This window comes from Candidatus Zixiibacteriota bacterium (assembly GCA_036480375.1).
Lineage (GTDB): Bacteria > Zixibacteria > MSB-5A5 > GN15 > JAAZOE01 > JAZGGI01.
In genome coordinates this window covers 94,170-119,940 of the sequence record JAZGGI010000050.1, presented here as the reverse complement: position 1 = coordinate 119,940, position 25,771 = coordinate 94,170, and the positions used below count along the sequence as shown (strand labels likewise).

Sequence of the window (25,771 nt, the reverse complement as noted above, 5' to 3'; positions counted from 1 at the left end):
TATACCGCGATTGATAGTAATAGTCAGGGGAACTCTCAATAAAATGTATTGTGCTGTAATCCTCGGATTGAATAGTTATGTTGCCCCATCTATTGAAAAGTATCACCTTTCCGCCAATCGACTGATAGTAATCAATTACATCCAATATTCCTCCCAAATTTGGCGGAATCCCCAAATCTTCGGCGCGCCCCGATTCACTACCCACAACCACTAATTCATATTCCAAAAGGTCATATAAATTTAATCGTTCCGATTCAGGCAAATAATTATAGGCTGTATCTGAATAATATTCGAAATCAAACGGCGATAATGATTCCCGCAAATACTCGCCGGTTACAACTTCATTAACAAGTGAGTTGCTGAAATTATTTGATCTGTTAATTGCAAGAATTTTCCCAGCCGTTAACGTCGCAACCTTTGATATTAACGGTTCCATTCCGACGGTATCCGAGATATTCCCATCCTGATCCACGGCAACGACATAATATGAATGATATCCGCCTCCCAGGGAATAATCATTATCCACATAAAAAGATACGCTAAGCTGAACCGGCAGTTTCTTCCCGTCTCGTATTATAGAATAGTGACTAAAATCCGCTTCGAAGTCATTATTTCCTGTCCATTCAATTTCCAGGCAGCGAAAATTTGGCTTAATTGTTAAATTGCTGGGCTTTCGAGGGAGATGATATGGAGTACCAAAACTAGGATATTGTAAAATCGATCGCGACCCATCGCTATCATAACTGGCTACCGAAATTGCGTATTCCTTTCCCTCAATAAGATCATCAATTACAAAGTTGGTGTCGGCATTGTAGATATCAGCAGAATCAATTCCGTTCGGGGGATTGGTATCATAATAGACACGATAAAAATCAACACCATCTTGATATGGCCAATAAACTTCGAGAGAATTGCCGTTTCCAATATCGATTATTGAAATAATCTCTAATGGATATGGAATCACGCTTGTAACATAACAGGTAGCCAATGAGCTTTTCACAACATTGGTAATATACGTAAAATTCAAATATACGGCGCTATCGGCTAACGTATGAAAATAAATTGAAAAATTATATTCATGAACAAAAAGTACATCATACCCCGCCATTTGAAAAGGCCAATGATCGGCAACATGACTTCCGGATAAGATCCCATTCATTCCCATTAAAGAATCGGCGAGTTTCTGCCATAATTCTCCATAGGCTGTGGCTGAACCATGATACAGTGTAACATCCTGATAGTTATATTTATAGCCAATCATATCAATATTCATCATTGTCAGGATATCTTCATTATTTTCCAGGGCGTTGTCAACGTAATGGGATGATCCATCCAGGGAACACTCTTCAGAATCAAAGGCGATAAAAACAATTGTTATTTCAGTTTCAACATTCGCCAAAATCCTTGCAATCTCTAATAAACCGGCTGTTCCCGATCCATTATCATCGGCAGCAGGACAATCCCAGACCCCATCATAATGAGCCCCCACAATTATATGCTTATCAGGATGAATACTGCCAATCTTGGTAACAATAACATTATAACTTTCCTGGGGTATTCTATGCAAATCACCATCAATATAATGTCTTTGGCACCCTTCAAATAGATCAGTATAAATAGAATCATATCCAAATGCCGCAAATTTATTGACCAGCCAATCGCGAGCGGCAAAGCATGAATCGGTACCGGTCCAGCGCCTGTAAAATGCCTCAAGTCTCAGGACATATGATTCTAAAGAATCAATTTCCACTTGAGATATTAACTCCTCCAGGTCGAGTATACTACTGATTGAATATTGCGGCTCGACCATCGATTCCGGTTTAAATATAAATTCAGCAGGTCTGTTTTTTATTGGCAATAAATCAGGGGTGCCATTACTATTGTCAAAATTGCTGCAAATTCTTAAATCTCCCTGTTCATACAACAATTGATTTTTGCCGAGAATATCCCCATTTCGCGACCGATCAAGAAAAAGATTATCTATATCTACATTTTCCGCCATAAATGAGATTTTTATTTTGGCGTCAGTTATTTGACCAATAATCTGAGTTTCTGCAACAAGAAGATACCCGTCACTTAATTGAATCAATGGTAAGATTCCGAGTGAATTTAGAAAATCGGCTTCTGCTTGACTGGAAAGTGATATTTTGTACAAATCGGCAGAAAATACAGGATTTATACAACATATTAAAATTGAAATTGCTATGAATATAATTCGGGGCGTCATCAATTCCTCCTTGCGCCCCCAAAGACATGACATAGCTTCTTAATATAAAAACGGTCACAAGTATAGACAACGGCTAGTGAGGTATCAACAATATAAGTCTAATAAGTATCTTGTCAAGCGGATATATCTAAATGACCTATTAGGTTTATTCACAGGGTCCGGGGCCGCCTTTGAAGACATGATTTATTAAATACACCGCATCCCCCACGTTTACCGAACCATCACAATTGGCGTCGCCCGCTTCCAAAGGAACCGGCGGCAGCCCGCCTCTGAATACATGATTTATCAAATACACTGCGTCGCCGACATTAACATCCCCGTCCCCATTGGCGTCGCCGATTAAAACTTGTGATTCGGCAATTAATGTAACATAACCTGCGGCGGAATTGGATTCACCTTCGCCCGTAAATTGCCAGGAGGTTATATAACTATAGCTCCCGCTATAATCTACCTGACCGTAAGTCGCCAATACATCAGCGGCATTGAATTCTAAATTCAGAACTTCACCGGTGAAGTATGAATATGTCGGGAGAATAGTTGTCGAAACGGGCGAAAGACTGCCATTTAATAAAATCGACGAGACATCAACGTCCGCGGCGGTTTTTCCATTTTCAAAATTGCCCAGATAGATTTCGACCAATGTCGGTAAATTGTCGACATCAATTACCTGCGGTTCAAACAAAACTTCCCCGGCAGATCCGACCGACAATAGCTCGGTGATCGCGGTTTGCATGACGGTCAATGCTGTAGAATGGTCAAAAAATGTCAAGGGCATCTCGAAAAAGATATACTGATAATCATCGCCCAAATACCTCCAGGCAATCGGCTTGTTTTCCGCCTGGTAGGCATCCGTTCTTGAATCATAGGTATAAAGAATGTCAAGATCTGAACCGGAATAGCCCAGATCGACAAATGTCGGACAAGGAATCCCGGATACTTCCACCCAGGGCGACGAGTGATCGACGGCCGCCAGACTGTCCCAACTCAGAGCCGGATAGCCCGGTAAATTGGAATGTGCCCCGATTAAATCCGAGTACATAGTTGTGACGTCAATTGTATGGACGAATTTGGTACGGGTATCAATATGAAAAAGAGCGTTGTAATTATAATCGGAGTTACCTTCATTAAAATAGTCATTCTGATATTCCGATGGTCCGGTTTTGAAATCTCCCCATCGTCCGAATATTATAACTTTTCCGCCCAACGATATGTAATATTCAATATCTTCAAGAATTCCCCCCATCGTGATCGACGCTCCAAAATCATCTTCCCGGGCAGATTCACCGCCTAATACCAAAAGCTCATAATCAAGTAAATCATAAAGACCCAGTCTTTCATTGGCCGGTTTTGAAGTATATGCCGAATCCGAATAATAATCAAAATTGAACGGTGTTAAAGCATCGCGGATAAACTGTCCGGTGACGGCTTCATTGACAATACTGGTCGCCAAATTACTGGAGCGGTTGATCCCCAATACAGTTCCCGGTTCAAGTGTCGCTGCCCTTGTTATTTGCGGTTCGATACCCGCTAAATCAGAGATATATCCATCATTATCAACGGCTGCTACTCGATATGAATGAAAGTCCGCGCCCAAATTTACATCATTGTCGATATAAGGTCCGGCGGTCAATGTTACCGGTAACGGCACTTCGTCTCTCAGTATCATATAATGGCTAAAATCAAGCTCCGCATTCTCGCTATTCCAGTTAATTTCAATCGACCGCAATAATGGTCTGGCGGTCACACCCGTTGGAGCCTGGGGATACAAATACGGCGTTACGTTGACAGGATGGCGTAAAAACGAGCGATTGCCATCAGAATCGTAAGCATCAATATAGATCGTATATTCCTGCCCGGTCGTCAACCCTTCAATTGTATAACCTGTAAAGGAGCCATCCACATCAACAAAATCCAAACCTGTTGGAGGATTGGTATTATAGTATATGCGGAAGAAATCAACATCGGCAATTAAATCATGGCTCCAATTTATCCGGATGGCATGTCCGTTACCAACGTCAAAAACCGATTCAATTTCAACCGAAATCGGAGCTTCACTGATAACCGCGACGGTAGCAATCGATGCTTTTATCATTCGCGTCATATATTCAAAATTTATATAGGATGTACTATCGCTGGGATAATGATAATTGTCGGAGAAAAAATATTCCTGAACAAAAGTAACTGGGATACCCGCTTCCTGAAAGGGCAAATGATCCGATGCTGTCGAACCTGATAAATCGCCATGAATCCCAACCAGGGAATCCGCAAGGACTTTCCACAACTCCGAATATGTAATACTCGCGCCATAATACAAATCCGCCCAGTCGTCATTGGTCCAATGCCCGATCATATCCAGATTCATCATATACAGAATTTTATCACCGCGCGCCGCGGCTTCATCCATGTAATGATAGGAACCCCACATCCAAGATTCCTCGGAATCAAAAGCAATAAATACAAATGTCACTTCAGTCTCAATATCTGCCAATATCCTGGCTATTTCCAGCGTCCCCGCCGTTCCGGTACCATCATCGTCCGCTCCCGGACAATCAGGCACGGCGTCGAAATGCCCGCCGACGATGATTTGATAATCTGGAAATAAAGTTCCCAATTTTGTACAGACTATATTGACGCTGGGTACCAGATGGCGATCCCACAATTGAGAACCGGTAAAAGGATCATAATAAATTGAATCATATCCAAACGACGCGAATTTATCGGCAATCCAGTCGGCCGAGGCAAAGCAGGAATCAGTGCCGGTTAACCTGCGATAAAATGCCTCCAGACGATAAAGGTAGGCCTCCACCGAATCCTGCTCGATTTGATCAATCAGCCATTGCAGATCGATATTGCCCAACGTATAATCGGGATTAAGAGCCTGATAAGGCGTATAAATTATTTTCTCGGGAGTCCTGACTATCGGTGAAATATCTCCGGTCGATATACTCTTGGCATCAATATTGAATATCCGCACATCTCCCTGCTCAAAAAGCACCGGGTATTTCTGAGCATTGCTTTTATCGCGTCGGAGATCGATCGACAGCTCATCGACATCAACATTAGACGCTATAAGTTTAATGTCAATTGATGATTGCTGAATTAAATCATAGTTTTGTTTATCACAAAGTATCAAATATCCGTCATGCAATTGCATGACAGGTTGTATTGTGAGGGAATTTAAATAGCCCGCGCTGGTGTTACTCTCAACCGAGATCTTATATAGATCGGCTCCGGAAACCGGGGCAAATGAGGTAAGGAAAATGATAAAAATCGCGCATATAGATTTGATAAACATACCGCCTCCCGGACAAATCATCACAATTTTAATACTCAGACGAATTAGCCATAGATATGTTCAACGTCAGGAGTATTGGCCGCCTGAATTAAATAAAGCATAATTTACAATTTTGTCAATGATTGTTATTACTCACAAGGATTAACCGGCGAAATAGAATGTTTGCACGGGTATTCGAATATTATATACCCGTCAGTCCTAAAGATATCGGACGAATCAACCGTCTCAATAGTTATCTGAATTAGCCAGGATTAGGCATTCTAAAAAGACCAATTCACAATCGGGAATACCGGAAATTGTCCGCCCTGCTTGATTATATTAACGAGTCCGATTTGAAGGCCCTTCATACTTCGGGCATAGTTGACCAATCCCAGTTGAAACCCATTGGCGTAATTGGCGTAGTTTACAATCCCCCATTGGAATCCTTCAAAGTTGCCTTTCACAATATTCACGGCGTTATCCTGCCAGCCGACAAAATCTGCATCGGCTATACCGACAAATCCCCATTGCACTCCCTTGGTGACACCGGTCGTAGTGTGATTGACTAATCCCCAATCCAAACCGGTCACGGAGACGCTGCGGCCGTAAAGCAGACTGAGACGGACGCCGGAGATCGGATCGTTTTCATTAAAAATTTGAACCGGAGTGAAAACCGATATTTGTATCGGTCTTTTTTGTTGAGCAAATGCGGATGGAGCAATAATTAGCAGAGAAGCTATAAATATCAACGTAATTATAAAGTATTTGGATGACATACCAACCTCCTTTTCGTTCATACAAACTATAGAGGTGTTGATGACCAATAGTCAAGCAATAAATATTGTCCTGATTATAAGCAATATTTCGAAGAGTCCGCCGAAGAAGTAGTGTTCCTCTTATTCCGAATTTTCCGAGCAATCATCCAGCCGTATAGGATTAAGTTTAAACCGAGAACAAGTACGCCCAAAACTATCTGCACTTCGCGGGTCAGGCCGGTGGGATATATTATGGCCAAAAGGTAATGCTCAATGAATCCGCCGGTGTAACCGCTTTGGTTTCCCAATTGCCGGAACTGCTGTTCCCATGGGGTCAAAGGACAGATCCACCCCTGAAACTCGATTAGCATTCCCCAGATAGCCGCCGGGATATGCAGATAGGCGACCCATCGCCATTTCATTACCAGAAAGGCTCCCAATATCACGAAGCCGACAAATCCCAGATGAATGACTAAGATTATATTCGCCGCGATGATATAGCCCATATTATAAACTTTTGGAGTTGAGCTCCCCTAAGTCAAGACAAAAAAAATAGTCGGGATAGAGCCCAACGGGCTTCAGTCAAATAAACTTGTAGCGACAACTCTCGAGTTGTTCCTACAGGTGAACATCTCCTCCGTACCATTGGATATGTATAATAGTTATCCCTTTGTAGAGACAACCCTCGGGTTGTCTCCGAAAAGCATTATCTCGTCATCGCGAGGAGATCTCCCGCATAGCGAGAGGACGACACGGCAATCTCTGGTTTAGAGTTATCCACATTTGCATTTTCAATAATTCCTTTTAATGGCAAACAACAGTTAAGTTTACAGCGAATTGGGTTCGTTTTGTCCTTTTTAGTACTTGTCAATAGACTGCTCCGCCATTTATCACAAATTCTCAATCATAGACTATTCCATTCATAAATGCGATTGTTTTCAGAAATTACAATTGATTTGATATAAAATTGCAAATGCCCGGTGGCCCACCCGAAAAACAAGCGCCTACCAGAGCTATGGACCGGAGTCATCATTTGGCCGACAAGCGGCACTATCGTCGTATTATTGCCGATGCCCTGTATGTTTTTGAGGTGGTCACCAAGACTGAAGCCAGGAAGCGATTGCGGACTTTTACTGGCAAGTGGGTAGAAAAAGAACCCAAAGCGACCCGTCTCTTTCTCAAGGGAAGAGACGCCTGCTTTGTCTATCTGGACTATGATGACCCGATAAGAACGAGGTTAAAGACCAACAACCCGATTGAGAGATACTTTGAGGAAATTCGCCGACGAATTATCCCGATGAGAGCATTTAATAATGCCAAAAGCGTCGAAAGAATCGTTTATGGAATAATTGCTTACGTCTTAAATAACAAACAGGATATGCCTAATTACCAATTTACACACTTCTAAAGATATTACCTGTTTACACTACCTGAGTGATTTTCGTGTTGACAGGAGAAATACATATGGTTATACTAAAATAGGAATATAACGTCGTGGTTGGGCTGGTTAGCCAAGAACTGAAGTCTTCTGGCGAAAAATAGTTTAGTCCATCTTTGACCTTATTGTCTCATTTTAACTGGCTGCCGGAAGCCTTACCGTAGATTTTCATTCTCGTCATACAGCGTTCTCAAAGTAAGCTATCAACTGCATTCCCATCCATGACATGATACGGCCCAACTATATTGAAGACGGAGGTTCTTGAAAATGAAATCCGCAAAGGTGATTTTTATGGGATATACCATTCTACTGTCGGTGTTCATAATCCTGTCTTGCACGGCAGCAGAATGTGTGGCGTCGAATCGACCGTACCCGTATGAAAATGATTTGATTGAAATTATGTTTTCCCCCAGCATTCAGGCGCGTTTGAGAGATGGTGTTCCTGTAGATTTAAAGAGAGACGCTCTGGTGGGAATGAAAAATCTTCTTGCCCAACGCGCTGCTGTAGAATGGCATCGCATTTGTGATGTCCCTGAAGAACGGCTTGATTCAATTCATGCCAGGGGAGAGGCGCGTTCGGGGAAATCGCTGTATAATTTAAATAACATCTACCGTTTGAAGTTGCATGATGAGATTGAGATATGGGAGTTTTGTCAACAATTGGAGGAACTCCCCGAAATCATGTGCGCCCGTCCAGTTCCAAAACCAATGCCTCCGCCAACGCCGCCTGATTATGAACCGCAACAGGGATATCTTAACGAAGCCATATATATGGCCGGTCTTGGCGCGCGGCATGCCTGGGAGCTGCCGGGAGGAACTGGCAGCGGAGTTACTATCTGCGATTTGGAGTATAGCTGGAATTACAATCATGCCGATATTTCAAAATCTTTGAACTCCCAGATAAATTCAAATATCGCAGACCCTTATTCTGATGATGACCATGGCACGGCGGTGGTCGGTGAGCTGGTGTCTGACAGTAATGGCTGGGGCACAACAGGTATGTGTTATGATGCGGATTTGTATAACTGTGGAACGTATTACGGTTTGCCTACGCCCAACTGGAATGTACCCGGTGCGCTGGCGATTGCAATCGATAGCCTGTCGGCAGGAGACATTATCCTTATCGAGCAACAATGGGATTATGATAACATTGGAGGATATATTCCGATTGAATGGTGGACCGATTATGCTCCCATGGGACAATCCTACAACCCCGTATATGTGGCTATTGAAACGGCTGTTGCCAATGGGATTCATGTTGTTGAAGCAGGCGGTAATGGCGGCGTTGATACCGACACTATTGCTTGGTACGGCAATTCCGGAGGCATTATAGTCGGAGCCGGAGGTGCGATGGTACTTGCCTTTAATCAACGTTTGTTGTTTTCCAGCTATGGCTCGCGTTTTAATCTGCAGGGATGGGGCGAATACGTGATTACAACCGGATATGGCGATTTATATGCCGCTGAAGGAAAAGATTACTACTACACATCAATGTTTGACGGGACATCAAGCGCTTCTCCTACAGTAGCCGGCGCAATGGCATGCTGTGTGGGATATTGGAAGGCCCTGGGATGGGATCCGGCGCTGCTATCTCCGGACAGTCTGCGGGATATTTTAACTGTCACCGGTACCCCTCAGAATACATCCGTTCCCGGAAATATCGGTCCTCGACCCGATTTGCGGCGGGCCTGCTCGCTCATTGTGGAGCAGGAAATTGATTGGGCGGATGTGACTCAATCTCCTTTGAGTAATGATTCTGAACGCGGCTTAGGTGTGGCCGCCGGGGATTATGACAATGATGGCGATATAGATTTTTATGTCGCCAACACCGATGCTTCAAATAATTTGTTCATGAATAATGGTGACGGTTCATTTTCGGATGTCACGGCACCCCCCTTAGATGATGCCAATAGTGGAGTAGGCGTTGCCTGGGGTGATTATGACAACGATGGGGATTTGGATTTGTATTTGGCCAACCAAAATGCGGCCAATAAACTCTTCCGTAATAATGGCAGTGGCAGTTTTTCAGATGTGACCTCTGCTCCCCTAGACGATGCCGGTATGGGTATGGGTGTCGCCTGGGTTGACTATGATAATGATGGCAACCTGGATTTATTTTTGGTAGTTTACGATGGCAACGATAAACTCTTTCAAAATATTGGCGGTGCGTTTGTTGACGTTACTGCCCCGCCGTTGGGCGATGGCGGGTACGCAGGTGGCGTCGCCTCGGGTGATTATGATAATGACGGAGACCAGGATTTATATCTTACTCGCGCCAGTGCGACTTCTAACATTCTTTATCGTAACGATGGCGGAGGGGATTTCACCGACGTTACTCCGGTGGTTCTGGCCGGTGCCGAGATGAGTATTGAGGCACATTGGGAAGATTTTGATAATGATCTTGATCTGGATTTATACGTGGTAAATAACAGTGATGCCAGTAAAATGTTTCGTAACGATGGCGGAGGAATTTTTACTGACGTTACTTCCAGTCCCATAGATGATGCTGGACACAGTTATGCCGCCACTTGCGGCGATTATGACAATGACGGCGACCTGGATATATATGTGGCGGATTTATGGTTCATGTCCCGTAATAGGCTGTACCGCAATGAAGGCAATTTCAATTTTGTTGACGTTACAACCGGTCCCATTCACTATGAGAATGATGGCAGCATTGCCAGTGTTTGGACTGATTACGATCAGGATGGCGATTTGGATATTTTTGTAACAAACAATGGCTCGCCGGGTCCAAACAGACTTATCAGGAATAGGTTGAATAACGGCAATAGTTGGCTACATATAAATCTGATCGGCACGGTTTCCAACAAATCCGGCATCGGCGCCAGAGTACGGATAAAAGCCGGTGGGCAATCACAAATACGGGAAATTACCGGAAGCTCCGGTTATTGTTCATTTAATACTCTGACTGCGGAGTTTGGATTAGCAGGTAATACGCAGGCTGATTCAGTAATCATAAACTGGCCCTCCGGAATCGTCCAGGAGTTGGGCACGTATGAAGTGAATCAAGCAATCACGATTACGGAACCCGATACAACTGTAATCCTCGGCGATGCCAACGGCGACGGAGCGACAAATGTTGGCGACGCGGTTTATATCATCAATTTTGTGTTCAAGGGCGGCCCGGCTCCCGATCCTGTTTTATCTGGAGATGCTAATTGTGACGGAGCAACTAATGTTGGAGACGCGGTGTATCTGATTAATTTCGTTTTCAAAGGCGGTCCCGCTCCATGTGAGAAGAGTTATCCAACGGGTACATTGACGGCTTTCAGCAACTGCAAAAACCTTCAGAAAACATCAACAGCATCAGATAACACGCCTACAAATCTGGATTGCATTGAGTATCAATATGACGGAATTAGCACATTATCACTCAGCCATATCAACGCCGGATTTAACTGTTGCCCGGAAGAAATGATTATCAACATAAACGTTGAGAATAATATAATAACTATAGACGAGACAGGAGTTGAAGGAATTTGCAGTTGTAATTGTCTTTTTGACTTGGATTATGAAATCCGAAACCTACCTCAGGGTGAATATACAATAATCGTCAGCGAACGATTTACTTTTCCCGAGGAAGAGCTTTTAGAATTTACTGTAAATCTTTCTTCTTCGCCTATGGGGAGTTTCTGTGTAACAAGAAATTATTATCCTTGGGGATACTAATAAAAATTGCCGCCTGAATACAATCTTGTTTGTTGGGGCAGATCAGAATAAAGGTTTTTAACCAAAAGGGGGCTTTTTTTATTTTTATCACAACAGAACGTTGCTATATCCTCTTTGAGATTATGGCCTACCCTTCGTGATTCGCTGCCGGGGGAGGCCCGGTATTTTCGAATTGACAAAATAAAGGCGTATCATTATATTGGAGTAAATACAAATCATTTACTGAACTTCGAGCAGGGGCGCTTAATAACAATGGAGGTAAGAAATGAGAATTCCGTTTTTATTGCTGGGGGTCCCTCTGTTTTGCATGACACTAACATTACGGGCCGATGAACTACAGGAAATTCCTACTTGTGATAAATCAATAATAGTTCAACCTTCCTCTTCATCCGCAGTTTCGATTGGCGAGTACAGCGTTTCGAGTACCCCGATCCCTTCAGTCAAAGATATTGATTGGATAAAGGATAACCTTTCAACCGATGGTCAAAAAGCCGGACAATTTCCCTCGCGATACGATTGGCGGGAAAACGGACTGGTGTTTCCGGTCGTTAGTGTCGGCCAATGCGGTTCTAATGATGCCTTCGTAGTCCTGGAACAATTGCAATCCAGAATGCTTCTGGATGGTGTATCGACATATGATTTTTCCGAAAATAATGTCAAAGAGTGCGAATGGTACGGTTCAAGTTGCACTAGCTTAAACGATCATAGGTGCACGAATTTTCTCTCAAAATTTGGTGCGGTTATGGAAACTTGTGATCCCTATGTCGCTTCTGATGTTGCCTGTAATTCGGGTTGCCCATATGCCGCCACAGTTATGGACTGGCTGCGCATTTCGAGATCCACGCCCCATCCGACTAATGCTCTCAAGGACTATATTTATGCTTATGGACCGATATTCGCAGAATTTTACTCGGGATATAATGATGCCTGGCGAACGGAATTTGTCAACTATGACGGTTCGTACACTCTTTACTATTCCGGTACAGAGGCGGCTTCTCACCCGGTATTAATAATCGGTTGGGATGATGATCTTACTCATGCGGGTGGAACCGGCGGCTGGATAGTAAAAAATTACTGGGGTGATGACTGGGGCGGTCCCTGTGGATACGGAACCGAGCCGGGATATTTCACGATTGCCTATGGTTCGGCAAACATGGGAGCCTGGGCTTCTTGTATCACTGATTGGCAGCCCTATGATCATTATGGCGGTGTATTATCTTATGATGAAGGCGGTTGGACTAACAGCTGGGGATATCCTTCTAATCCGGATTCAGTGACCGCATGGGGCATGTGCAAATATGTCGCTCCGGAAGCGATGACAGTGACCCGGGTTGAATTCTGGACCGGCGATACTACTACCGATGTTGACGTTTATGTATATAATAATTTCGACGGAACGACGCTCAGCGGGTTGCTGGGGAGCAATCTTAATTCGAGTTTCGCGGAGGCGGGGTATCATTCCGTGGCTCTGGATGCATCTTTTAATATTGGCCAGGCAGAGGATATATATGCCGTAATCAAAGTTTCCAACCTGAACTATCCCTATCCAATAGTTGCCGATCGACAAGGGCCCGCCCAACCTGGAGGATATACATTTCTGAGTTCTGATCCATCAGTTGGCTGGTACGACATGAGTGCAGGTGAGGCACACGATGTCGCCATTCGGCTTCGCTATCAAACCGGTACCTGTATTGATAGTGATGGTGATAGTTACGGTGATGCCGGTCACCCGGAAAATGAATGCCCCACCGATAATTGTCCGGATTATTGGAATTATGACCAGGCAGATACAGATAGCGATGATGTAGGCAATATTTGTGACAACTGTCTTATTGATTACAATCCTCTTCAGGAGGACTCCGATGGCGACGGAGCAGGCGATGCCTGCGATATTTGTCCGGGCTACGATGACAATCTTGACAGTGACCTCGACGGTGTTCCCGATGGTTGTGATCTCTGTCCCGGATACGACGACACGGTCAACAACGATACTGATACGATCCCTGATGATTGTGATAATTGCCCCTATGATGATAATCCGAACCAGGCTGATTCTGACGGTGACAGCAGGGGCGATGCCTGCGATATATGTCCGGGTTATGATGACTTTATTGATGATGACTATGATGGGATTCCTAACGGTTGTGATGTCTGCCCCGGGTTCAACGACAATTTTGACAATGACAATGACGGGGTTCCCAATGGCTGTGATCTATGTCCCGGATTCGACGACAATCTTGACGATGACAACGACGGGGTTCCCAATGACTGTGATCTCTGCCCCGGGTACGACGACAATCTTGACGATGACAGCGACGGGGTTCCCAATGGCTGTGATGTCTGCCCCGGGTACGACGACATTATCAATAACGATACCGATACGATCCCGGATGGTTGCGATAATTGTCCCAATGATGCTAACCCAAATCAAGCCGATTTCGACGAGGACGATGTTGGTGACCTATGCGATAATTGTATTGAGGTTTTCAATCCCAACCAGGCCGATCAAAATGATAATGGAGTCGGCGATGCCTGTGACTACGTTTGCGGTGACGCCAATGGTGACAGGGATACAAATGTCGGTGACGCCGTTTATATCATCAACCACGTTTTCAAAGGGGGCCCACCCCCTGAGCCTCTAATAGCAGGAGATGCTAACTGCGATGGAGACTGCAACGTGGGTGATGCGGTATATTTGATAAGTCATGTCTTCAAGGGCGGCCCCATCCCGTGTTTCGACTGTCCGTAAATTGATTTGACCATACAAAAATAAAAAAGGCCGATGTTGATCGGCCTTTTTTTATTCACACAGAACGCCCCTATATTTTCTTTGGGATTATATCTGGGTCATTGAAAATTGTGGCCGACCCTTCGACGGTTTCTGATTGCCTTCAAACAAACAATGTCTTGGATTTAAATATATACTGCCCGAATTGTCTGGCGACATACATCCCCGAAATCGCATCAGAGTGACATATAGTGTCACTCTAACATTAATATCTTCCTTGAAGATATTGACAATCTAATATATATTTCCTATATTTCTTCTGCGCTCATACAGCATCATTCAGATATAAATATCGAGCGGGAAAATATAATCCAAATCTGGGAGGGGAGATGAAACGAATATTTGTAGCATTCGTCTTAATTTCGGTGCTATCCAGTACCGGATATTCACAGAGTTTACTGAATCTTATACAGTGGCCGGTTGACGAGGGTGGTAATGACCATTGGTATTCAGTCATGGCGGGACAATACTATTGGGCGTATGCTCTTATTGCGGTCTCGGTAATCGACGCTGAATCGTTACGCGACGCTTTAGCCCGCACCGACAGTCTTCAAACAAATATTATTCGCAATGAGATGGCATACAATATCAAATCTGCGGATAGTGGATTAAATAAATGCTGGATAATATGCCATGACTGAAAAAGACAATAAAAACACTGACGATTCAGCCAATGAATTTGACGCCAATCCGTCCAAGGAAGGCCCAAGCAGGTTGGAAATTCACGAAATTGAACACAGACTTGATAAGAATGAAAACGAATTAGAAGATTTAAGAAAGAAGATTGAAGAAAAAGGGAGAGATTGGCTCGGCATTCTGGCAATCGTTGGCCGTTTACTCATCGCCACAGTACTAGCGATTGCGACCTATTTAGGGGCTACGGTGATTCCTGAAACCATCAACCGACAATCTCTTGAATCACAAAAAATTATTCATTTGTCCGAATTGGTTCCGAAGCTTTACTCAGACTCAACGGCGGCCAACAGGAAGCCTATACTAATCTCTATGGCATCACATGGTGTACCGGCCGTGCCCTTTCTCCTATTGGCTTTAGAGGATGCCAACGAGAATGATGATACAGAACTGATTCAAGGCGTGATTTCGGCCATGAAGTATATGGACGACAACGCTAGAAATGAAATTAACTCCAAACTTGGCCTGGAAATAAGCCAGTTAAGGGAGGATAATCTTGGAAAGAATGTCCATTTCATGTGCTACATAATAGATATCCTTGATACCTGGCAATCGAATGAGACCACTCAAAGTCTACTGGAAAGATATTTTATAAAAGTCAGCGTCATTGACAAAAATAAAAGAAAGTTGAAAGAACTCAACGGAACGGTCTTAAATGCCCTGGCCAAAATCGGGACCATGACTTCCCGATTACCCCTTGCCGCGCTCGATTTTGAAGGGCAGGATTTGAGTGGTATCGATTTTTCCCAAGCCGATCTGAGCCAGAGCAATTTGGCCAACTGCAAGCTGACCGATTGTACTTTTGAGGGTACCATATTAGATTTGTGCAATCTTGAGGGGGCAACATTTTTTTTAAGACAACATGATAGCCATCAGGTATTGGGCATTTTTAAGAATCTATCCAAGGCTCAGTGGCAAAACGCGTATCTGGACTCAACCGTCTGCGAGTTACTCAGTGAACTCACCAAAGAGAATGGTCGGGAGGCGACAATCTTTGAATTAACCAAAACTCTTATGGATGAAATATAGAATGATAAAACGATCCACATACCCGGGTGCCATAATTTTGTTAATGCTTCCAATTATGCTCACACCGGTCACCCCCTGCGCTCAACCGGATCTGGAGAGTGACGATACCGATTCTCTTGTAGATTTGAAAATTATTGTGGAGATAGACTCAATTCCTGAAAATCTGTTGGCGCTTTCTATGGATTCCACAATTCTTATTTCCCTGTTTCGGGGGCAGTACACAAACAACAGGCCATATGCACAAAAGGTATGTACGCTGGAATACAATGAATCTCAAACAGCAAGAATGGTTTCATTCGATAGCATACCGCTGGCATCTTATACTATTGAATTTTATTTTGCCAAGTACGACCATGTATATAGCCAGACCAAGGATTTGTTGGACTCGACGGAATTCAGATTCAATCTCACCCCACATTTCTATACGGTGATGTTTTATGCCAATCCTCAAAAGTACAAGGCACATTGCACCTATAGGAAAATCAAAAAAATAAAAAACGACAGCTATTATTTCGGCGATTCAAATCCTGCCAATGGTATCATCGAAATTTCATTACTGGAAAGAAAAATATGCCGTGTGATTCTTGAAATGTGCGAACCTGAGATTGATTTTACCGAGGTTCTGGATTTTAGCTGCAATTCGTTCAGAGGGAGATATACCAAGGGCATACCTCTGGCGGACAGGTCTGCCCGGCCATTTATTGAGGTAATTATATCCCCCACTGATAAATGAGGAGATAGGAAAAATGAGCTATAGAACGATTCATATCACGGGCGCGGCATTAATTCTTCTTTTGTTGGCATCATTAGGCAATGCCCTCGATATACCATCCGAGCTATCTGAAGGTAGGGTATTCGGAGCATCTATTTCGAAAAGTGATTATGACACTTTGGTTGAGTTTGCAAAGGCTCCTCGCACCGAAATGTCAAGGCAGGTACTCGATATAATCAAGCGCGCCTACCCTGATTCCACATTGGAAAGAATCGGCTCCGGCGAACATTTTATTATTTTCCTTGCAGTCGGAGGACTCAATCAAATCGTATACATCCACGAGTATACCCATAAGGCATTTTTCATTCGATTTAAAAAAGGTTTCTGTGATCCGGGCGACATTCGCATGTTCGCACGCGATATATTTGCGATATGGATAACTGACAGCGCTGACGATTTTCTGACCTCGGTGGAGATTGATATTTCGAAATTAACACGTTCACTGCAACTTACCTCATTTGAATCGCCAGCCCCTATCAGGGAATATATCAACGAAGATGGCAATAAAAAAGAAATCGAGATCGGCATTAAGCATTTTAAGATTCCATTTCATCCGGCCAGTATTGCGCTTACCTTCGTACGGAGAGATCTGGATACATATGAAAGGAGGACCTGGAGCCGCAGTTACCGAGTTCTTCGGCCAGTTACCTTTTTTGGTGAATTCAATATTGGTATTGGTATGTTCATACCGATTTCCGATGCCGATTTGAAACGTTATGAGATTGAGTCAAATGTCATTAAGCGCAAGGATTTCGATGAGACGGTTTTTCTGACCGTCGGGCTTGATTGGTCCGCTCGCAGAGATTTAAAACATTTTGGAAGTTTCACCGGTTTGCTGCTCCCGGACTTCTTCATGGGGATTGGTGTGCCTGTGGATTTGAAGAAGATGGACAATAACAGTTGGATTTTGGGATATAGCTGGCCGATTTCAAGCGACCTGATAAAAATAAGTTTGGCCTTGCACTTGCCGGGAGAAAATTCGTTGTCCGAGGGCTATAGTGCGGGCGATACTGTGAGCGATCTGGACGCCAATTTCGCTATTGAGGAAACGGAGCTAACCTGGATCATGGGTTTATCAATTTCATTCAATTCCATTGGCAATCTGTTTTAGACAGTAGGGCAGGATCCCCGCGATCCTGCCAATACACCTTGCTTTATCGCACTTTGCGCGATTGGCAGGAGCCCTGCGGGCTCTTTCCCTACGGATTTCTATATACAGATTTATATGGATGCCTGGTTAATTCTGGTTCAACTTACTTCTATTCTTTTCTAAATAGTGAATCGTGCAAATAGTGTATGTAGAAGTATGGATTTCTTCCCTTATCTGCCCTCTCAAAACATCTCCCTTCTTGTAATCATCATATACGCCATAAGTATACTGCAAGTCATTGCGTGTAGCCTTATAGTTCTCACCCTTCTCCGTCAGGCAGATGATCTCTTTTTCACTTGCCTTAATCATCGGAATTGTCTCCCGTCTTATTTTGTCATCTTTTGACCAATTGCACATTTTGAGTTCGCCCCCCCCATCCTTAATCTTTTCCTGAAGGAATATTACAGCCCTATTCCAAAAATCATCGAAATTCATACGCATCTAACACTCCTGATATTCGTAAACTGCGTTTATGCCACCAAACTCATCAGCCCAGCCAGCCAGGGCAGGATCCCTGCGATCCTGCCAATAAATCTTGTTTCACTCGGCCCAGATACACATCCAGATTGAGATTACGCTTCCGATCGCGTCGGCGAATATCTTAGGAGTTAATTCTCGCAATTTGGCTTCATAGTCTTCGTTATTATCGGGATCGGGATTTTCCGGCGGGAATAATACCAGACTCCGCTTCTTTGTTTTGATACATAATTCAACCATAAAATCCATCAACTTATTGCGGGGAACCGCATAGGTTTTGATTTTCTTTACGTCAGCGGAATTGTCGACATCAAATGTAATTGAATCGGAGTAATCGGTCAGTTCGGTATTATCCTGCGCCCGCTGAATATCGATAAGCCCTTCCCTCAATCCGACTGGAGTGGCCGCCTTATCCCATAGCGATTCGATTTTCCCATGCCATTTGGTGGAATAATAATTCCCCTCCGCTGGCTTTTTATCGGACGGTTTGTCGTCTCGTATATCGCAGTGCATGGGAACGTTGGCATCGGCCACATAATGGGAAATAAGCAGTAGCAGATACATCAACTGCTGCATGGAATAGCTATCGTTGTGATCTCTCAGCTTAATCAAATTGGCTATAATTTTCCCCAGATGATCGACCTTAAAGGGCAATCCTCCACTGCCCGAAGCGCGATAGTAATTATCGCCGTTATCCGTGAACGTTTGCTTGGCGAAATTCGCGGCATCGCCAAATTCGCCGTCGGTAAATAGTTTAAAAGTATGGTAGTGAGCCATATCCTTGAGGATATCATCGGGAGCCCAGCTTGCTTCGGTAACATGATCGCGATGATAAAAAAGTAGTCTTTGCAGTACTTTGGCCTGCCGCCTTAACGCTTTTTTCTTATTGGAGCTTACGTTGTTGCCCGAAGGCGTTTTTACTTTGGCCAGAGAATCATAGAGAAACTCCATGGCTTTGCGAGCGATGTAGATATGCGTATTGTGTTTCATGATAAATACTCCCCTTCTTTCAGGTGGCCCCGGATTTGATGGAGATAAACGGAATACCCTGACCACGGGACCATTATTGAGAATTTTTGTTAGTTGTTCAAAAGCGCAACATCGCTAACTTACTATATTATTTATATTATGTCAACACAAATTTGTGTTTGTATGATTATCGCGAAGAGAATATTAATAATTTGGCCTTATCTCAGAATTTTTGGTATTTGGAGATTGGGGCTATGAAACCGGTACGCCTTTTTTCAATTATCGGAATATTCGGTCGGTTGGGGTTTGAGGTGGACTTTTTGACCATCCTTACGGACGATGACTCCGGGCGTGCCGACGACGGTACAGTTGTCGGGAATATCAACCATGTACAAAAAGCAATTGGCGCCGATGCTGACGTTGTTTCCGATAGTCAGTGGTCCCAAAATCGTAGCTCCGGTCCCGATGAAAACATTATTGCCGACGGTCGGATGCCGCTTGCCGACATGCTTACCGGTCCCCCCTAACGTGACATTGTGAAAGAGAACGCAATGATCCCCAATCTCGGCCGTTTCGCCGATAACTACCCCAGCTCCGTGATCGATAAAAAGCCCGCTGCCGATGGTCGCGCCGGGATGAATTTCGACACCGGTCATAAAGCGGCTTATTTGAGAAAGCATTCGGGGAATGAAAGGGATCTTGAGATTATACAGGACATGAATAATGCGATGAAAAAATATCGCGTGAAAACCGGGATAAAGAAGAAATTCAATATTTCTTGAAGCCGGATCGTTACGGCTTATCGCCCGGATATCCTCTATAATTCTTTTGAGTATCATAGTCGTTATACGATTATTCGGATTTCCGGCGTAAATATTTATCTCTTACTTTTTCTTAATCAGATTATTGAAAAGGTCTTTAACTCCTTTTTTGAGCTTGTCCTCAACTTTCTTTTTGACAACGTTTTGGTCGGTCGAGAATTTAGACAGGGTTGGGTTGAGATAAGTTCCGCCCAGATTGAAATTGACGCGGATTCGGCCGTTCTCATCGCGCAGGAGATCGCCGAGGAGGTTGGCTTTCCCTGAGTATTGCTCCGAAAGATAGAGGCTGACCTGCATATCCATATCATAGTTATCGACCGCGATGGTGCCGTTGATGTCCCAATCGCCAATCCGACTAAACAGCTTCATATCATCGAGAAGCATTTTGCCGTCACGGATAACCAGATCGGTCGTCAAATTGCGGATAGATTCCTCCTCAAATGTTTTGAATCCGGTTTTTTCGGCCAGTTTGTTTATAACGGGGAAGTTGATAATTTTCCCATCCTTGATATTGGCATTGGCCTGCGCGTTTAGCGATTTGATAAAATCCTGGGGTTCACTGCCCCGACCGGCGATCTGCCCTTTGGCATTGACCTTGCCGAAGAGATGATTTTTGATTTTGGTAAATTGAGATAAAAATTCGTTGGTTTCGACTGCCTCGGCTGTAAATTCGGAGGTAATCAGCGGCTGATACATATCGGTGATATCAACCGTTCCGGAAGCCTTGATATTTCCTGAATATATATTCCCGGCGGTATTTGTGAAAGTAATCAGCCCCTCGTCGTATTCGACGTCTCCGGATATATTTGAAAATTCCATTTCCCGAAAAATAAACCGGTCAATATTGGTTTTGCCCGACGCGCTGATATCGGGGAGGAAAATTGGAGCGGACGCTGATATAGCCTGCTGATCCGAAGGTGATACGGTTGATTGTCCCGAAGATGACGATCCTTCATCCGGCGATTGAGAAACCGCGGGTGAGGCTTCTTCTTCCGGCACAAGAATGTCATAGTTAATAAGCGGCGAGTAAAGTTCGTAATCGAGATAAGGTTTTTTGTGGCCTTTTCTCGGCTCAATCAAATGAGCGAAACCGTTTTTCAAAGTTCCGGTCAAAGAGACCGACGCACCCGGGTATTCGGCATATAGAGTATCAACGGTGACATTTTTCCTGCCAAAAGTGAGTTTCATGTTGAGTTTTTCGAGAGGCGACGTCAGGCTGTCATTGTTATAATATAGATTCTCGATTTGGGCGGTTCCGAGAAAATTGGTGTTTATCCAATCCGATTTTTTGCCCGCCGCTTTTATATCCAGATCAGCCGTGCCGATCAATTCATGGTTTAATTTTTCATCTAAAAACGGTTGAAGGCCGACCAGATTATATTTACCCTTGACGGCCAATTCGTAAATAATATCGTCCCAGTTTTTTACTTTTCCTGAGATGTCGCAGGGATTATCCGAAAGAGTTCCTCCCGCCGAATAAAACGAGATTGAATCAGAATCGAAGTCAAGTGTCAGGGTTTTGAAATGCGCCCGTCCGGCAATATTGCCGTAACCAACGGTTAAATCGTTAAATTTGAATTGTCCGCTGAAATAGGGACTGCGTTTGGTTTTTAATTCGATGCGGGATTCGACGTCGCCGGACAGTCTGCCGTTAATACGCAGCATATCCTTATCGAAATTTTCCGACGAGGGCAGGTATTTTATCAGAGGATCGATGGAAACATTATCTGCTTTGATACGGGCAAAGATCGAAATCGGATCAAACATATTGCGCACGGTCGCCTCAATATCAAAAGGGATGCCGTTCAATGTCAATCTTGATTCCTGAAGCGCCAGATCGCCATTTTGAAAATCAATATCGGCGTTATATGTAAACTCCATGTTGAGCGGAACGCCTTCGGGAATTATATCGGAAGCGATTGAGGGAATCGTCAGGGTTCCGATGGAGCGGCCTTTTTTGCCGTCGCCTTCAAGATTCAGCCTGGTTTCGAGATTGATATTATTCAGCGATGTTTTAGTGTTGGCCGAATCATCCTGAAAAGTAATGTCGCCGTGATTAATTTCAGCCCAGTCAAACGCGAACGTCATCATGGCGGCTTCTTCGGATTTCAATTTGGTCTTGTCGCCCATCGGCGTCGAGATCGGCTCTTCCCCGGTATCGATGTCAAAGCGGTAATTGACGCGACCATCAGCCGCTTTACGGAGGCGGATGACGGGATGTTCGAGAGTGATTTCGGTAAACTCCAGCCTTTTTTGAAAAAGAGGCAGGATTTTAAGGCCGCACTCCAATTCATCGATGGATATGAATTCGGCGCCGGGGAAATTTTCCGGGTTGTAAATTCTTAATCCGCCCAGCTTAAGGCTCGGCCAGGGAAATAACGAGAAAGAGACATTATCAAGTTCAACCTGGCGGTTGAGAGCGGTGGACGCTCGATCGACAATTTCTTTTCTGACGGTTTCCTCGGGGAAAAGAAATTCTCCGGCCAGAAAAAGGATGAGAATAACAAGAAGCAAAAATATTATTAATTTGGACAGACATCCCCGGCCTTTTGTTTTTTTTGATTTATCCTCTCCCATGTTGCCCTTACACCTCGATAGAATCGTTCGGTTTCATTATTATAACTTCTACACCGCTGCCTTCAAGTTTCTTTTTAAATTCTTCAGGGTCGGCATTGATTATATCCCAGGTACCAAAATGTATTGGGATGACCTTTTTCGGCTTGACAAATTCAACGGCCTTAACGGCGTCGTCAACGCCCATCGTAAAATTATCGCCGATCGGCAGAAACATAACATCGATATCGTTCATCTCGCCAATGAGTTTCATGTCGAGAAATAATCCCGTATCGCCGGCATGGTAAACGGTAGTGCCGCCCATAGTAAAGACAAAACCGCAGGGATTACCGGTATATTCCAGGCCGCTCTCCCCGGCGCCGGAACCGTGATGAGCGATAGTGAGTTTGACGCGGCCAAACTCAAAATTATAGGCTCCCCCGATATGCATGTTATGCGCCAAGGCACCTTTTTGAGAGACCCAGGTGGCCAGTTCATTAGGCGCAATGATAGTGGCACTGCAACGCTTGGAAATTTCGACGGCATCTCCCAGATGGTCGCCGTGGCCGTGAGTGGCGAGGATATAGTCAACGTCGATATCGTCAGCTTTGATCTTTGCCTGTGGATTATCGGTGATGAAAGGATCGATTATGATTTTTTGTTTGCCGTCGTCGGCCATGACGCATGAATGCCCATAAAAAGTAAGAGTAAGCATAATTCCCTCCTGATTTTTATCAAAATTGATAATACAAAAAAATATTAAGCTTTCGGGGAAATCAACAACAAATAATAATAAGAATTAGCGGCTTTCGATGAAACTGCCGGCCAGGAGAGTATCGTCGTCAAATATTACGGCCGATTGCCCGGGGGTAATCGCCCGCTGGGGTTCATCGAAAACTATCTTCAAACGGCCGTCTTCTTCGGGGAAAACAGTCGCCGGTTGAGCTATATGCTGGTAACGAATCTGTACAAAACCCCGGAATGGTTCGCTCTGAGGCGGGATCGAGACCCAGTTAATATTGGACGCGATAAGTTCCTTTGATAATAGATCGGTGCCATCACAAACATGTATGCGATTATTTTCAACGTCAATTTTATTGACATACAAAGGGTGATCATGTGTAATACACAAACCCTTTCTTTGTCCGATTGTATAAAACGGAATGCCCTTATGTTGTCCCAGAATTTTCCCGGACGGATCCACGATATCACCGGGGGGGATATTCTCGCCGGTCCACTCCCGGATGAATCTTTCGTAATTATCGTCGGCCACAAAACAAATCTCCATGCTTTCGACCGTTTCGGCGGTTTTGAGTCCGGCTTCCATGGCGATGCGGCGCGTGTCTGATTTTTGAAGCTCTCCCAGAGGCAGAATCGTTCGTGAGAGGGCTTCCTGGGAAATACCCCATAAAGCGTAGGCTTGATCGCGGCTGGTGGTTTTTCCTCGGCGAATCATGAATCTATTTTGTTCATCATTATATTCAATTTGGGCGTAATGTCCAGTGGCCATATATTCGCATCCGACCTCCCGGGCGCGTTTCAAAAACATATCCCATTTAATTTCAGTGTTGCATAATACGCATGGATTGGGAGTGCGGCCATGCCTGTATTCGTGTACAAAATTTTCAATTACGATCTCTTTGAATTCATTGCTAAAATCAAGAACATAGTGCGGCACATCAAGAGACTGGCAGACATTGCGGGCATTGTTAATGGCATCCAAATCGCAGCATCCGCCTGAAGAGCGAGCCTGTTCGGCGCCTCCAACTTCGGAATAATCCCAGAGTTTCATGGTCGCGCCGGAGACCTGATATCCTTGTTCCTTAAGCAAATAAAGGGCAACCGAGCTATCGACGCCGCCCGACATAGCGACCATAACGGACTTATTGTGATTGTTCCGGCTCATAAGAAAATAAAAAAGAGATCACCAATTAATAATAATCCTACGCTGGTTTTTGATAGGCAGCCGACATAGACCTGAGCCGTTCGATAATTTCCGGGAGAACCGAGGCGGTGTATTCAAGCTGCTCTTTGGTTGTCTGTCTTCCCATCGAAAAACGAATAGAACCCTGGGCAAGAAGCGTATCCACTCTCATCGCCTGAAGGACATGAGACGCTTCCAGTGTGCCGGAAGTGCAAGCCGATCCTGAAGACACGGCAATACCCTTAATATCTAATGATAAAATAATGGCTTCGCCTTCAACGCCTTTGAAGGACAGATTAACCGTTGAAGGAACCCGATTTTCATAAGAACCGTTAAGATAAACTTCGGGAACTTTCGCCTGAACTTCTTTTATGAAATAATCGCTTAGTTCTTTCATGCGCGCATATTCTTTGTCCATCTTGGCTACGGCCAGTCCCATCGCTTTGGCCAAACCTATAATGGAAATCAAATTTTCGGTGCCGGCCCGTTTACGTTTTTCATGTGCGCCGCCATGAACCAGGGGTGTTAGGCGCAATCCTTTGCGGACATAAAGAGCGCCGATTCCCTTGGGTCCGTATATTTTGTGACCCGATAGAGAAAGCATATCCATGCCCAGGTCTTTGACATTGACCGGGATTTTGCCGACGGCCTGAACGGCGTCGGTATGAAACAGCACACCAGCCTGGCGGCAGATTGCCGCCATTTCTTTAATTGGTTGGATGACGCCGGTTTCATTGTTGATCATCATGACAGAGACTATCGTTGTTTCCGGCTTGAGTGAATTCTTAAGTTCTTCTACCGAGATAATGCCTTCGTTGTCGCATCCCAGATAGGTTACTTCGAAGCCATTCTTTGCCAGAAAATGTCCGGATTCCAAAACGGCATGATGTTCTATTTGAGAGGTAATTAGATGATTGCCTTTTTTCTGACCCGCATAGGCGGCGCCTTTTAAGGCGATATTATCAGCTTCAGTGCCTCCGGATGTAAAATAAATCTCAGATGCCTCAGCGCCCAAAAGACTCGCGATTTTTTCGCGCGCCTCCTCCATTAATACTTTGGCCTTTTGCCCTAATCTATGCACTGATGATGGATTACCGTAAGTTTCTATCATATGTTTTTGCATGAGAGCAATGACATCTTCATGCACCGGAGTAGTGCTGTTATAATCAAGATATATTGTTTCCATACTTATCAGACCTCAATACATAGTT

General features: G+C 44.3%; 18 protein-coding genes. 7 read left to right on the top strand and 11 right to left on the bottom strand.

Features of this window, described 5'->3' with window-relative positions:
* The 4 genes from V3V99_15250 to V3V99_15235 form a co-directional block, all read right to left on the bottom strand.
* Positions 1-2,227 (bottom strand): M28 family metallopeptidase (locus V3V99_15250; protein ID MEE9444019.1); only part of this gene is annotated, 2,227 nt, incomplete at its 3' end.
* A 145-nt stretch (positions 2,228-2,372) separates the two neighbouring features.
* Entirely contained in the window at positions 2,373-5,522 is a 3,150-nt protein-coding gene (locus V3V99_15245) for a M28 family peptidase (protein ID MEE9444018.1), read from the bottom strand.
* Positions 5,523-5,782: 260 nt separating this feature from the next.
* Positions 5,783-6,277, bottom strand: a complete 495-nt coding sequence (locus V3V99_15240; GenBank protein ID MEE9444017.1) for a hypothetical protein — start codon at positions 6,275-6,277, stop codon at positions 5,783-5,785.
* Positions 6,278-6,351: 74 nt separating this feature from the next.
* On the bottom strand, positions 6,352-6,762 hold the full coding sequence (locus V3V99_15235) for a DUF2784 domain-containing protein (GenBank protein MEE9444016.1): 411 nt from the start codon (positions 6,760-6,762) through the stop codon (positions 6,352-6,354).
* 527 nt (positions 6,763-7,289) lie between these two features.
* Between V3V99_15235 and V3V99_15230 the strand changes: the two genes are divergently transcribed.
* From V3V99_15230 to V3V99_15200, 7 genes are all read left to right on the top strand, one after another.
* The gene (locus V3V99_15230) at positions 7,290-7,664 is read left to right on the top strand and encodes a transposase (protein ID MEE9444015.1); all 375 of its coding nucleotides are present in this window, start codon (positions 7,290-7,292) and stop codon (positions 7,662-7,664) included.
* 297 nt (positions 7,665-7,961) lie between these two features.
* Positions 7,962-11,384: an FG-GAP-like repeat-containing protein gene (locus tag V3V99_15225; protein MEE9444014.1), complete on the top strand. Its 3,423-nt coding sequence runs from the start codon at positions 7,962-7,964 to the stop codon at positions 11,382-11,384.
* A gap of 265 nt (positions 11,385-11,649) precedes the next feature.
* On the top strand, positions 11,650-14,133 hold the full coding sequence (locus tag V3V99_15220; protein MEE9444013.1) for a C1 family peptidase: 2,484 nt from the start codon (positions 11,650-11,652) through the stop codon (positions 14,131-14,133).
* 368 nt (positions 14,134-14,501) lie between these two features.
* The gene (locus V3V99_15215; protein MEE9444012.1) at positions 14,502-14,813 is read left to right on the top strand and encodes a hypothetical protein; all 312 of its coding nucleotides are present in this window, start codon (positions 14,502-14,504) and stop codon (positions 14,811-14,813) included.
* Complete coding sequence (locus tag V3V99_15210) at positions 14,806-15,894, top strand: pentapeptide repeat-containing protein (GenBank protein ID MEE9444011.1); 1,089 nt, start codon at positions 14,806-14,808, stop codon at positions 15,892-15,894. Before V3V99_15215 ends, V3V99_15210 begins: the two co-directional genes overlap by 8 nt.
* 1 nt (position 15,895) lies before the next feature.
* Positions 15,896-16,627 carry a hypothetical protein gene (locus V3V99_15205; protein ID MEE9444010.1) on the top strand — a complete coding sequence of 244 codons (732 nt, stop codon included), beginning with the start codon at positions 15,896-15,898 and terminating at the stop codon, positions 16,625-16,627.
* Positions 16,628-16,640: 13 nt separating this feature from the next.
* Positions 16,641-17,777: a hypothetical protein gene (locus V3V99_15200; protein MEE9444009.1), complete on the top strand. Its 1,137-nt coding sequence runs from the start codon at positions 16,641-16,643 to the stop codon at positions 17,775-17,777.
* Positions 17,778-17,903: 126 nt separating this feature from the next.
* Here V3V99_15200 and V3V99_15195 read toward each other — a convergent pair whose 3' ends face one another.
* From V3V99_15195 to nifS, 7 genes are all read right to left on the bottom strand, one after another.
* The gene (locus V3V99_15195) at positions 17,904-18,257 is read right to left on the bottom strand and encodes a hypothetical protein (GenBank protein ID MEE9444008.1); all 354 of its coding nucleotides are present in this window, start codon (positions 18,255-18,257) and stop codon (positions 17,904-17,906) included.
* Positions 18,258-18,356: 99 nt separating this feature from the next.
* The gene (locus tag V3V99_15190) at positions 18,357-19,283 is read right to left on the bottom strand and encodes a hypothetical protein (protein MEE9444007.1); all 927 of its coding nucleotides are present in this window, start codon (positions 19,281-19,283) and stop codon (positions 18,357-18,359) included.
* A gap of 254 nt (positions 19,284-19,537) precedes the next feature.
* Positions 19,538-20,101: a serine O-acetyltransferase EpsC gene (gene epsC / locus V3V99_15185; GenBank protein MEE9444006.1), complete on the bottom strand. Its 564-nt coding sequence runs from the start codon at positions 20,099-20,101 to the stop codon at positions 19,538-19,540.
* 45 nt (positions 20,102-20,146) lie between these two features.
* Positions 20,147-22,660: an AsmA family protein gene (locus tag V3V99_15180; GenBank protein ID MEE9444005.1), complete on the bottom strand. Its 2,514-nt coding sequence runs from the start codon at positions 22,658-22,660 to the stop codon at positions 20,147-20,149.
* A 7-nt stretch (positions 22,661-22,667) separates the two neighbouring features.
* Positions 22,668-23,351, bottom strand: a complete 684-nt coding sequence (locus V3V99_15175) for a metal-dependent hydrolase (protein ID MEE9444004.1) — start codon at positions 23,349-23,351, stop codon at positions 22,668-22,670.
* Between the two features lie 84 nt (positions 23,352-23,435).
* Positions 23,436-24,512 carry a tRNA 2-thiouridine(34) synthase MnmA gene (gene mnmA, locus V3V99_15170; protein MEE9444003.1) on the bottom strand — a complete coding sequence of 359 codons (1,077 nt, stop codon included), beginning with the start codon at positions 24,510-24,512 and terminating at the stop codon, positions 23,436-23,438.
* A 67-nt stretch (positions 24,513-24,579) separates the two neighbouring features.
* Positions 24,580-25,746: a cysteine desulfurase NifS gene (gene nifS / locus V3V99_15165; GenBank protein ID MEE9444002.1), complete on the bottom strand. Its 1,167-nt coding sequence runs from the start codon at positions 25,744-25,746 to the stop codon at positions 24,580-24,582.
* Positions 25,747-25,771 lie beyond the last annotated feature (25 nt).